This is a genomic window from Macrococcoides bohemicum (genome assembly GCF_003259675.1).
GTDB lineage: Bacteria > Bacillota > Bacilli > Staphylococcales > Staphylococcaceae > Macrococcoides > Macrococcoides bohemicum.
This window is the reverse complement of record NZ_PZJG01000005.1, coordinates 165,810-177,497: the sequence shown is the minus strand read 5'-3', so window position 1 is coordinate 177,497 and position 11,688 is coordinate 165,810. Positions and strand designations below refer to the sequence as shown.

The window sequence follows — 11,688 nt, the reverse complement described above, 5'->3', positions numbered from 1 at the left end:
CTTAGATAGTAGCCAACGGCTACAGTGATAACATCCTTGTTAAATTGTTTATATCTGAAATAGTTCATACAGAAGACTCCTTTTTGTTAAAATTATACTATAAATTCAACTTTGCAACAGAACCTTAAAGTTTATATATTCAACAGAATTTTTAGTGTAATTTTCTGCAATATTTTCCTCTACCCTATCTATAAATAGCCTTGCCATTGCTAAATAATTTAAAAGGTAACGATTAGATTGATAATTAACTTCTGATTGTTCTTGGTCATTCAACTTTCCAATATATTCTAAGAGTTCTTTTGCATTTTCTTTTACCATAGAATAAACAATCTTCGTATTATTGATCTTACTAAAAGTCTTGTAAACTTTAGATAGCATATCTTCGTCTTGTGTACTTAAAAAATTACGTCCTATCATATTTTTATCACCATTTTTATCCATAATATATTCTATAATTTGTTTTATCATGAAACTTTTCCTTTGAGTTATTTATAATATAATATTAGCTAATACATTGATATTATAGAAATTAATAATCTGGATAAAATAATTGTTGAAATGGTTGAAGCTGCAAGAGATAGTCTTGTAATAGGAATTAATTAAACAGATGAGAGCTAGTGTATATTCTAGCTCTCATTTATTGTGTAAATATATTCTCATTTATCAAATAAAATCACATATACAGCCCAAGATTAAAAAAAATACACTTTACATCGTGAAACAAAATAATTATCGTTAAACGTGCAATATTATTGTGTTTATATACATCAATACGACACAAGGCATCCGATAGTGGATGCCTGTTTTATTTATATGTTTTGAGCATCACATGTCAATCATAATAATAGACATTTGCTACGTAAGTGGCTTCAAATCTCTTTTGACGACACATTCAATTGAAACAACAAAACCTGCACCCAAATTGGGTGCAGGCTTTAAAGATACTTTTATTCCACTGTTAAATCAACTTCATTTATATCAATATTCAGGGCAGCTGCTACACCTTGTCCGTATAATGGATCTGCTTTATAGCAATGTCTAATATGACGATGTTTAATTGGTGTTGAAACATCTTTCATTTCATTAGCTGTATTGATAAATAAACGTTTCTGTTCTTCTGGAGATAAAATATTAAATAATCTTCCAGGTTGTTCGAAATAATTATCATCATCTTCTCTAAAGTTCCATTCGTATACTGCACTATCAACTGCTAGTGCAGGTTTTTTATACTTTGCATCATCCTGATGGTGTTGATACTGATTTGGATAATAATTTGTATGACTACCTAAATTACCATCTACACGCATTGCACCATCTCTCGAGAATGGACATCCACCTGTAACTGCTTTAGGCGCATTTACAGGAATTTGATGATGGTTAACACCTAAACGGTATCTTTGCGCATCACCATATGAGAATAATCTACCTTGCAACATTTTATCAGGTGAAAAATCTAAACCTGGGATAATATTTGTCGGAGCAAATGCAGCTTGTTCTACTTCAGCAAAATAATTCTCAGGGTTTCTATTTAATTCAAACTCTCCAACTGGTATTAATGGATACTCACCTTTATACCATACTTTTGTTAAGTCGAAAGGATTGTCTTTATGGTTGCTTGCTTGTTCCTCAGTCATCACTTGAATATACATTTTCCATTTAGGAAAATCTCCCGCTTCAATCGCATTGTATAAATCACGTTGACTTGATTCACGATCTGTCGCAATAGTTTGCGCTGCTTCTTCTGAAGTTAAATTTTCAATGCCTTGCTCAGTTCTGAAATGGAATTTCACCCATACACGCTCTCCAGCATCGTTATACATACTGTAAGTATGAGAACCAAATCCATGCATATGACGGAAACCTTTAGGAATACCGCGGTCACTCATCAAGATTGTAACTTGATGCAAAGCTTCTGGTAACGAAGTCCAGAAATCCCAATTACTTTCCGGATTGTGCATATTTGTTCTTGGATCTCTTTTAACAACGTGATTTAAGCTAGCAAATAACTTAGGATCACGGAAGAAGAATACCGGTGTATTATTACCTACTAAATCCCAGTTACCTTCTTCAGTATAGAATTTAAGTGCAAATCCACGGATATCACGTTCTGCTTCAGCAGCACCACGTTCACCAGCAACTGTTGAGAATCGAGCAAACATTTGTGTTTGTTTACCAATTTCACTAAAAATCTTAGCATTTGTATACTTTGTGATATCATGCGTCACTGTAAATGTTCCGTATGCTCCACTTCCTTTTGCATGCATTCTTCTTTCAGGAATTACTTCACGATCGAAATGCGCCATCTGTTCTAAAAAGAAGATGTCCTGCATTACTAAAGGACCACGAGGACCTGCTGTCATAGAGTTTTCTCTGTCTCCAACTGGTGCGCCAAACAACCCTCTTAACTGATTATTATTCTCTGTCATATAAATTTCCTCCTTGATAATAACGATATGTAATCGCCTTATTTATAATTATTATAATCTAGGACGTCTGATAAAGCAATTTAATTATTTCTTAAATTTATTACAGTTGAAAAAGCCGTCATTAAGCGGTCCCTTTACACTTTAATACATAAAAGCATAAACGCATTAAAACTTTTACTTGATAAATTTTTAGAATAGCCATACAATATTAAACATATTATCATTTATATTTATAAATCAGCGAAAGAAAGTAAGGTGTTGTTATGGAAAAGAAACAGATGGATAGAGATTTAAAAACGCGTCATATATCAATGATTGCAATCGGAGGCTCTATTGGTACAGGTTTATTTATGGCAAGTGGTGCTGTAATTTCACAGGCAGGTCCTGGTGGTGCAATCGTCGCATATGCAATTATCGGAATTATGATATATTTTCTGATGACAGCACTCGGAGAACTCGCTACATTTTATCCTGTATCTGGGGCATTTAATGCATATGCCAGTCGCTTTATTGATCCCGCTGCCGGGTTTACAGCAGGCTGGTTATATTGGATTATCTGGAGTTTAGTAACAAGTGTTGATATTTTAACTGCTTCACAAGTATTAAGTTACTGGGAAATTTTCGGAGGTCTTCATCCTTTTATATGGTGTCTTATATTTTTAGCTTTATTATTTGCATTAAATGCATTTTCAGTAAAATCATTTGGTGAAGCTGAATTCTGGTTCAGTATTATTAAAGTAGCGACGATTATTATCTTCTTAATTATGGGATTATTATTAATATTCGGTATTATCGGTGGAGAACCTATCGGATTTAAAAATTTCTCTATCGGAGATGCACCTTTCCATAACGGTATTCTTGGTTTGCTTGGTGTACTCGTTGTTGCTGGTTTCTCTTTTGGTGGTACTGAAGTAGTTGCTGTAACTGCAGGAGAATCAGAAAACCCACAAGAATCAATGCCGAAAGCAATCAAACAAGTTTTCTGGAGAATTTTATTATTCTACATCGGTTCAATATTTATTATCGCTTGTATTATTCCTTATACTGACCCGAGATTATTAAATCAAAATAGCGATGTTGCGATGAGCCCATTTACAATTATCTTTGAAAAAGTTGGGATTCTGTTTGCTGCTTCAGTAATGAATACAATTATTTTAACAGCAGTTTTAAGTGCTGGTAATTCAGGTTTATATGCAACGAGCAGATTACTCTTTTCTTTAAGTCAGGATGGTAAGGCTCCTCGTTTCTTAGGGAATTTAAATAAGAATAAAATGCCGTTCAATGCGTTACTTGTAACAACAACATTTATCATTATCATATTAATTTATGCCAATATAAATATGGGTGGTTATGGTAAGCTACTGAACATGGTCGGTTCATTAATCTTAATTGTATGGGCAATCAGTATCATTAGTCATATACGTTTGCGTCAAGCAATAAAAGCACAAGGAAAAAGTGTTAATCAGCTGTTACCATTTAAAGCACCACTATATCCAGTCGGTCCGATAATTGTCCTTATAACAATCGCCTTTTTGATGATTGGTCAATCATTTGCTGATATTCAGGCAATGAACTGGGTTAAAGTGTTTGAATCTTTCTTACCATTAATGGTTGCTTTAGCCGTATATTTCTCTTATAAAGTTATACGTAAAGTTAATGTTATCCCACCTCAAAAAATTAATTTAGATGAACATCAGCTATAAAATCACCCTTTACAATGTACTGTACATTGTAAAGGGTTTCTTTGTATAATTAAAGTAACAAAGGAGTGATTAGGATGAGTGCAGGACAAACGAACCTATTTGATAATGTATTAAAAACAGATGAAAAATTTGTTATCGTCGTACAAGGTGTCTACGAAAAGAATGGGCAAATCATCAAAAAAATATTAAGAGAATATTCAAGTTTAGATATTACTGCAATGCACCGTTTATTTGAACATTTAAAAGATACTTATCTCTCTGAACCATTTGAAGATCATATGGTATTTTATGATATTTCAGTATATACAAACGAAGATTATGCTGCTGACAATCTTTTCGCGCATACGAAACGACTACGTGGCAGCAATACATGGACTCATACTCCAAAATAAAGAGACGTCATAAGACGTCTCTTTATTTATAAAACGATTGTATGTGCAGTTTCATGCAGCAATGATTTAATCTTATTATTCTCATCCATCACCACTACTTTGGGTTCGTGATGTTTCAATTCTTCTTCGTTTAATTGTGCATAAGAAATAATGATAATAATATCATCAACTTGTACTAATCGGGCTGCCGCACCATTTAAACAAACAACGCCACTTCCTCTTTCTCCAGATATAACATATGTTTCAAGACGAGCACCGTTATTATTATTGACGATTTGTACTTTTTCATTTGGTAAAATGTCTACTGCATCCAATATGTCCTGATCAATAGTAATGCTACCAACATAGTTTAAATTTGCTTCTGTAACGCGTGCACGGTGAATTTTACCGTTCATCATTGTTCTAATCACTTATTGTTCATCCTTTAAAATAATATTATCAATCAATCTTGCTTGACTATACTTTACAGCGAGTGAAATAAATACTTGTGACTCAATCATAGCAACTTGCTTAAGCTCAGGGTAACTATAAATGGCTACTTCATCAATAAAACCCGCTGTATGTTGTGATAAATATGTTTTAATCGCATTTTCAATCACTTCAACACTGCGCTCACCATTATCGTATAATGTCTTCGCAACTTTTAAACTTTGTGATAATGCGACCGCTTCTGTGCGCTCAGTTTCAGTTAAATAAACATTCCTTGAGCTTTTCGCCAACCCATCTGCTTCACGCACTATATCTATCCCTACGATTTCAACAGAATGATTCATCTCTGCAACCATTTGTTCAATAATCGCAAGTTGTTGCGCATCTTTTTTCCCGAAATACGCTTTATCTGGTAGAACGATATTAAAGAGTTTATTCACAACCGTTACGACACCATCGAAATGACCAGGTCGTTTCGCACCTTCTAATACTTGCGCCATCGCACCTACTGTCAGTTGTATTTGCAATGGTCTTGGATACATTTCTTCTGGTTCTGGCGCAAATACATAATCAATACCGTTCTCAGCTAAAAATGCTTGATCCTGATCAATTTGTCTTGGATAATCCTCATAATCTTCATTCGGGCCAAATTGTAATGGGTTCACAAAAATACTTGCAATGACAACATCGTTCTCACTTTGTGCACGTTTCATTAATGTCATATGGCCTTCATGTAAGGCACCCATCGTAGGTACAAGTCCGATACTTTTATTTTCTTTTTTTAACGCCTTAATGATACTTTGCATTTCTTTTATCGTTGTTATTTTTTTAGTCAATTTTAAACCTCACCTTTATTTAATTCATCCATAATTTTAGCTTTGTATGTGTATTCCTCACTTGGGAATACGCCTGCTTTTACTTCTTCATTAAATTGTTGTATGGCATCAACACCTCTAGAAAAGTCGCCATATACTTTTACGAATTTCGCACGGTGCTCTTGCTCATATTGCAAGATATCATGATACACAAGCACTTGCCCGTCCGTACCATTTCCTGCACCGATACCAATAATCGGTATGTTCACTGACTGACTGATTGTTTCAGCTAAGTCACTTGGAATCACTTCTAATACGATCATGATGGCACCTGCAGCCTCCATCGCTTTACAATCTTCAATGAGTTGTGTTGCGGCATCTTTAGTCTTCGCTTGTACACTATAACCCATAACACCAACAGATTGTGGCGTTAATCCTAAATGCGCGACAACTGGTATCCCAATTTGTTTACAACGTGCAACGAAATCTGTTAAATGTGCACCTTCTGCTTTAATTGCATTCGCATTTGTTGTTTGATATAACGTTAATGCATTATTCAAATCTTGTTCCATACTGATGCCGACACTACCTATCGGCATATCGACAATCACAAATGTATTCGGCGCACCACGACGCACTGCTCGTCCGTGATGAATCATGTCATCTAGTGTAACCTGTACTGTCGTATCATATCCTAACACTGTCATACCAAGACTATCTCCAACAAGTATCGTGTCAATACCTGCTTTTTCAACTTGTCTTGCACTTGGATAATCATATGCAGTCAGCATCGTAATCTTTTCACCGTTCTGTTTCATCTTGTATAAATCTTGAGTTGTTCTCAAATTCTTCACACCTTTTTTGATAGTATATACATTATAGTGTGTAAAGGATTATGTGTATAGTTTAATATAATAATATATTAGTGAAATAATTTATTATACGAGGAGAATTATGATGAAGAATATAGCAATTATTGGTGCTGGTGCTGTCGGAAGTATTATACTGCATCTCATATCAAACGATAAATCTCTTAATATCGATATATTTGCGACAAAAAACAGAGGCATCAACTTACAAATAGATAATAAAAAAATATCGTTACCCTACAATACACAAATGCTAATAGAATCATCTAAAAAATACGATGTCATATTTATTACAACAAAAGCATATACATTAAAAGACATCATACCCTATATTGATAATATAACGCACCCTGAAACAATTATTATCATTTGCCAGAATGGTTACTCTCAAACAGAGCGAATAACGCATCCTAACACCTTCCATGCAGTCGTCTATATTAGCGGACAGAAAAAAGATGATATCGTAATATATTTTAGAGATAATCGACTTGTATTGCCGAACAATGTGCATACAAAAAAACTGCAATCGATATTTCTAAATACAGACCTTGATATATCTATTAGCGATGAATATCTTCAACAAATCTGGTTTAAACTGCTTGTTAATCTCGGCATCAACTCAATGACGGCATTAACGAAAAATACCGCACAAATATTAAAAGTAGAGGAAGTTAATCAGGCTTTAATTCAGTTATTAAAAGAAGGTATCACAGTGGCAAATAAAGACGGATTGTCATTTAACGATGATACGATAGATGAAATAATCAGTATATATAAGGGCTATCCTGATCATATGGGCACATCTATGTATTATGATGTACTAGCAAATGCATTAACAGAATATGAGTTTATTCAGGGATATATTTATGAGCGTGCAAGACATCATCAATTAAGTACCCCTACACTAGACATCGTTTATGCACTATTAAAAGGGTATCAGTATAATCGATAAAAAAACAGGTCATTATTAATTTAATGACCTGCGTTTTTTTATTATAGATATTGTTTAACAATGCGTGCGATTCCATCCTGATTATGATCGTCTGTAATTACATCCGCGATTGCTTTAATACTGTCATTTGCATTACCCATCGCAACCCCAAGTCCTGCAAGTTCAAGCATATCCTTATCGTTATTACTATCTCCGAAAGCCATAACCTCACTCGGTTTAATGTCTAACTTATCAACGAGCTGTTTTAAAACTTTACCTTTAGATACATCTTTATTCATAAACTCAAGGAAGAATGGTTTAGAAGTTGTAGCATGGATATCATCGTTAAATCTACCACCTATTGTCTCGTTCATCGCACTAATTCTATCGATGTCATCAACACCCATTAATTTCGGAACGTTACTTTGTACAAATGCTTTTAAGTTATCAACAGGTTGCATCGGAAGACCTGTTAATTCATGTTCAACATTCATATATTCATGTGTACCTTCGTAAACGATTGTGTTATCGATATATGTTAATACAAAGACATCATGCGCCTTTAAGTAATCATAAACTTCATCGAACGATGCTTTGCTGACATATGTCTCTGCAATACGTTCTCCTGTTTGCATATCTGTCACTTCAGCCCCATTATAACTTAAGATATATGATCCATATTCAGCAAGTTTCAATTGTTTTGCAGCATCAAGCATACCACCAGTTGGTCGGCCAGATGCAAGCACAACTTTGATACCTTTTTCCTGCGCTTCTATCAAGACATCTTTCGTTGAATCAAGAATAGTATTGTCAGATGTTAAAAGTGTATCATCCATATCTAAAACAATCATTTTATATAACATTTTCTTCACTCCAAATCATTTAATACAGTTATCGTATCATAAAATGGTTATTTTTCGTATGCAATAACACCATTAACATCTACTTGAATGTGTTTAACTTCACAATTTTGTAACTGATTGAGTTGTTTAAAGTTTTCATTGAAATGATCTGGGTGACATACGACGAAGATGGATGGACCTGCACCACTTAAAAATGCATAACAATCCCCGCTAATTGCTGCTCTCACCATTTCATAATGTGGTACTAAATGTTTGCGATATGGCTCATGGTAAACATCCTGCATCATCATTTGACCGGCAGTAACGTAATCTTTTGCGTACAATGCTGCAATAAGCATATTTCCAATTGCACCCGCTTCAACAGCTTTACTATATTGTAAGCTTTCAGGTAAGGCTTCACGTGCTTCACTTGTTTTTAGTTCATAATCCGGAATAACCACCATAATTGGCCATTCAATAACTGGAACCTGCAATGTTCTTGTAGTATTGAGATGCGCATTATAATAACCAACCACAACACCACCCAATACACTTGGTGCAACATTATCCGGATGGCCTTCAATTTCAGATAACAGACTTACTTTCTCCTCTTTCGACAAATTTAGTCCATAAAAGTAATCAATGATTTCAAGACTCGCAATTAATGCCGATCCTGAACTCCCTAACCCTCTTGCTAAAGGGATATCTGTATGCATTACAACAGAAAAGGCTTTAGTTTGTAAATTAAATTTCTCCATAAAATATGCACAGTATTTACGAATATAGTGTTCTTCATTATTTTCTAAATCTGCAAGTTCCTCACCAAAGTGCTGAATATCCCAAACATCATTTTCTGAAACTTCTAACTCTAAATATAGGTTAACCGCCATCCCCAATGAATCAAATCCAGGGCCTAAATTTGATGTAGATGCGGGCACTTTTATATATAACATTTAAATCACCGACTCTATATATTTTATTATTGCTGCTTCTTTATTCTTTAATACTTTAGGTTGAACTTCGATTGTATCTATCGCTGTTTGTGGGTCTTTCAGTCCGTTACCCGTCAATACTGCGACGATTCGTTTGCCTTTCGGAAGTTTACCTTCTTTATGCATCTTAATTAATCCAGCGATGCTTGCGTTACTACCAGGTTCTGCAAATACGCCTTCTTTACTCGTAATTAATTGATAAGCATCTAATATTTCTTCATCAGTAACTGCATCGATTAAGCCTGAAGATTCATCACGTGCATTTTCAGCTAGTTTCCAACTGGCAGGATTTCCTATTCGTATCGCAGTAGCAATTGTCTCCGGCTTATCAATGACATGGCCTTTAACAATAGGTGCTGCCCCTTCAGCCTGAAAACCAAACATTTGTGGCAATGAAGTATTATGCTTCTCTGCATATTCTTTAAAACCTTTCCAGTATGCAGAAATATTTCCGGCATTACCTACTGGTATTGCCAAAATATCAGGTGATCCACCAAGTTGCTCTATCACTTCAAAAGCAGCAGTTTTTTGTCCTTCAAGACGATATGGATTAACTGAATTTACAAGTGCGATATCATCTCTTATTTCACTCACTTTTCTAACGATATTTAACGCTTCATCAAAGTTGCCTTCAATCGATACAATTTCGGCACCATAAATAATAGCCTGTGCAAGTTTACCCATGGCAATCTTACCTTCAGGAATGACAACAACAGTCTTTAATCCAGCACGAGCTGCATAAGCTGCAGCAGATGCTGAAGTATTACCAGTCGATGCACAGATAACGATTTCCTTACCTTCTTCTTTCGCTTTTGCGACCGCCATTACCATACCTCTATCTTTAAAAGAACCCGTAGGATTAGCACCTTCTACTTTTACATACACTTCATTCTCTAATATTTCAGAAAGATATGGCATATGAATTAATGGCGTTCCTCCTTCATTCAATGTTAGTAATGGTGTATTTTCATTTATCGGTAAATAGGCTTTGTATTCTTCCAGTAATCCATTCCATCTTTTCATGCTAAACACCTTCGATTCTGTATATTTTGTATATTTCATTTAACTGACCTAAATATTCTTTAATCATCTCATAATCCTGTGCATTTAATTCATTACATTCAAGTGCAACAATGCCGTCCTGAACGATATAACGAGAATGTTTGATATCCTTTAATATTGTTTCGACATTACTATCAGCAAATAAATCAATCATTAGCAGCATATTGTATGATTGATTAGATTGTACCGCTTTAGTATTTACTTCAAGATGAAGCGGTAAATTATGATTATCAGTATCAATCATTTCAATAATATGTAGTAAATCACTGACTACGGCACTACCAGTAGCAAGACTTCCAGCGCCTTTACCATAATACATCGTGTCACCTACAGCATTGCCGTCAATATAGATTGCGTTATATTCATTTTCAACATGTGCTAATTGGTGAAAATGTGGAATAGCTGTTGGTGCAACAGATAACTTAGCTTGTTTTCCATCATATAAACCGTTACCGATTAATTTTATGCGATATCCAAGTTGTTTTGCCAGATCTATATGACTTAAGCGCACTTCTCGAATACCTTCTACAGAACAATCCTGTAATTTATTGAACTGATTAAACGCTAAGTAGCTCATAATCACTACTTTTCTTTGCGCATCGATACCATCGACATCTGCTGTTGGATCTGCTTCGGCATATCCTAATTCAGTAGCAATTTTCAAAGCTTCTTCATAAGACTGTCCTTCATTACTCATCTTACTTAAAATAAAATTACTTGTTCCATTAAATATACCCATAAAATGCGTAATACCATTTGCACTTAAACCGTAGTTCAACGCATTGATAATTGGAATACCTCCAGCTACTGCTGCTTCGTATTTTAATGAGACACCTGATTCACGAGAAGCATTTTCTAATGATTCTAATCGATCTGCAAGCAAATCTTTATTTGCAGTAATTACATGAATTTTATTCTGTAATGCTGTTTTTATTAGCTCATATGTGCCATCAATACCACCCATCACTTCGATAAGAATATCAATATCACTATTCACGATTGATCTTAATTCTGTTGTTAAATGATATTGATCTACCTCTATATCGCGTTGTTTATTTATATTATGAACACCAATAGCGGTGATAATTAATTCAGTATTTAATTTTTCTTTAATTTGTTCTTTATTTTCTTCGATGATACGAACAACACCTGTTCCTACTGTCCCTAAACCGAGTAAACCAATCTTTAATTGTTTCATAGCAACCTCCTGTTTTTCTCAAAAATACA

At 34.6% G+C, this 11,688-nt stretch carries 12 protein-coding genes and 1 pseudogene; 3 read left to right on the top strand and 10 right to left on the bottom strand.

The genetic code is table 11. From position 1 onward, the window contains the following. From BHX94_RS09495 to BHX94_RS09485, 3 genes and pseudogenes are all read right to left on the bottom strand, one after another. Positions 1–68: pseudogene (locus BHX94_RS09495) on the bottom strand (IS6 family transposase); the annotation flags it as partial. A 37-nt stretch (positions 69–105) separates the two neighbouring features. After that, positions 106–468: a hypothetical protein gene (locus BHX94_RS09490; RefSeq protein WP_111746188.1), complete on the bottom strand. Its 363-nt coding sequence runs from the start codon at positions 466–468 to the stop codon at positions 106–108. Between the two features lie 479 nt (positions 469–947). Continuing rightward, positions 948–2,426 (bottom strand): catalase, encoded by a 1,479-nt coding sequence (locus tag BHX94_RS09485; protein WP_111746186.1) that lies wholly within the window; start codon positions 2,424–2,426, stop codon positions 948–950. Positions 2,427–2,689: 263 nt separating this feature from the next. Between BHX94_RS09485 and BHX94_RS09480 the strand changes: the two genes are divergently transcribed. After that, positions 2,690–4,129 (top strand): amino acid permease, encoded by a 1,440-nt coding sequence (locus BHX94_RS09480; protein ID WP_111746185.1) that lies wholly within the window; start codon positions 2,690–2,692, stop codon positions 4,127–4,129. Between the two features lie 74 nt (positions 4,130–4,203). After that, entirely contained in the window at positions 4,204–4,521 is a 318-nt protein-coding gene (locus tag BHX94_RS09475) for a hypothetical protein (protein ID WP_096076617.1), read from the top strand. Positions 4,522–4,547: 26 nt separating this feature from the next. On the opposite strand, the gene panD is transcribed toward BHX94_RS09475, so the two are convergent. Genes panD through panB form a run of 3 tightly spaced genes read right to left on the bottom strand, consistent with a single transcriptional unit; the run spans position 4,548 to position 6,610 of the window. Beyond that, on the bottom strand, positions 4,548–4,931 hold the full coding sequence (gene panD / locus BHX94_RS09470; RefSeq protein WP_096076618.1) for an aspartate 1-decarboxylase: 384 nt from the start codon (positions 4,929–4,931) through the stop codon (positions 4,548–4,550). Continuing rightward, positions 4,932–5,786 carry a pantoate--beta-alanine ligase gene (panC, locus tag BHX94_RS09465; RefSeq protein WP_111746183.1) on the bottom strand — a complete coding sequence of 285 codons (855 nt, stop codon included), beginning with the start codon at positions 5,784–5,786 and terminating at the stop codon, positions 4,932–4,934. It lies immediately after the preceding gene. A 2-nt stretch (positions 5,787–5,788) separates the two neighbouring features. Further along, a complete protein-coding gene (panB, locus tag BHX94_RS09460) occupies positions 5,789–6,610 on the bottom strand; it encodes a 3-methyl-2-oxobutanoate hydroxymethyltransferase (RefSeq protein ID WP_111746181.1) in 822 nt (273 codons plus the stop codon). Between the two features lie 112 nt (positions 6,611–6,722). On the opposite strand from panB, the gene BHX94_RS09455 reads away from it, so the two are divergent. Further along, the gene (locus tag BHX94_RS09455; protein ID WP_170120816.1) at positions 6,723–7,586 is read left to right on the top strand and encodes an oxidoreductase; all 864 of its coding nucleotides are present in this window, start codon (positions 6,723–6,725) and stop codon (positions 7,584–7,586) included. A 41-nt stretch (positions 7,587–7,627) separates the two neighbouring features. Here BHX94_RS09455 and BHX94_RS09450 read toward each other — a convergent pair whose 3' ends face one another. The 4 genes from BHX94_RS09450 to BHX94_RS09435 are packed head-to-tail and all read right to left on the bottom strand — an operon-like array spanning position 7,628 to position 11,659. Further along, positions 7,628–8,428: a Cof-type HAD-IIB family hydrolase gene (locus BHX94_RS09450; RefSeq protein ID WP_111746177.1), complete on the bottom strand. Its 801-nt coding sequence runs from the start codon at positions 8,426–8,428 to the stop codon at positions 7,628–7,630. Between the two features lie 47 nt (positions 8,429–8,475). Next, positions 8,476–9,360 carry a homoserine kinase gene (gene thrB, locus BHX94_RS09445; RefSeq protein ID WP_111746175.1) on the bottom strand — a complete coding sequence of 295 codons (885 nt, stop codon included), beginning with the start codon at positions 9,358–9,360 and terminating at the stop codon, positions 8,476–8,478. Beyond that, on the bottom strand, positions 9,361–10,422 hold the full coding sequence (gene thrC / locus BHX94_RS09440; protein ID WP_111746174.1) for a threonine synthase: 1,062 nt from the start codon (positions 10,420–10,422) through the stop codon (positions 9,361–9,363). Position 10,423: 1 nt separating this feature from the next. After that, positions 10,424–11,659, bottom strand: coding sequence for a homoserine dehydrogenase (locus tag BHX94_RS09435; RefSeq protein WP_111746172.1), 1,236 nt, complete (start codon positions 11,657–11,659; stop codon positions 10,424–10,426). Positions 11,660–11,688 lie beyond the last annotated feature (29 nt).